Source organism: Undibacterium sp. JH2W, from assembly GCF_049340425.1.
GTDB lineage: Bacteria > Pseudomonadota > Gammaproteobacteria > Burkholderiales > Burkholderiaceae_D > Undibacterium.
Genome location: NZ_JBMPOT010000067.1, coordinates 1 through 662 on the forward strand (window position 1 = coordinate 1; position 662 = coordinate 662).

Annotated in this window: 1 protein-coding gene; it reads left to right on the forward strand. The window is 53.6% G+C overall.

The window, feature by feature from the left end; genetic code table 11:
- Positions 1-662: hypothetical protein (locus ACO0LC_RS29135; protein ID WP_423009753.1), on the forward strand; the 662-nt coding region annotated here is incomplete at both ends.

Sequence of the window (662 nt, forward strand, 5' to 3'; positions counted from 1 at the left end):
CAGCAGCCATCACCATCAAACATGGTGACACCAACTCCAATGCCATCGGCCAAGCAACAATCAGCGCCAACCTGGCAACAGACAGCGGTGCAAGCGACACAGTTGCAGTGACCATTTCTGACGGTTTGAACACAGACCCACGTTTCAACTTTGGTCTGAACACAAACGCAGTAGAAAACGTCACCATCGTTGACGGCGATACAGAAAGCAACACCGTATCCCTGCAAAGCGTCGCCTCCCACACAGGCACCATCACCATCGGTACAACCGCAGGTGTAGGCGCAACTGGTACATTCATCAACTTTGACACCAACACCACAACCACAGCAGGTACAGTCGGTATCGGCGGCATCAGCCAGCTCGACACATCCGGCCTGGCAGTTGATTCACTCAAAGGTATCGTTGATCTGTCCCTGAACGCTGGTCAAGTCAAACTGGTTGCAGCCACGATCGACGCTTCCGCTGAATTGTCCAACGTCACTGTCCGCGTATCCACAAGCGGTGCAGCCAACGGCGCGCAAAACATCAAGATGGGTGCTGGTAACGACACAGTGATCTTCGATAACATCAAAGATACACGCGCTGGTCTGACTATCTCCGACACAGTCGTAGGTGGTGCTGGTAACGACACACTCGTCATCGACGGCGACCTGACAGGTGCA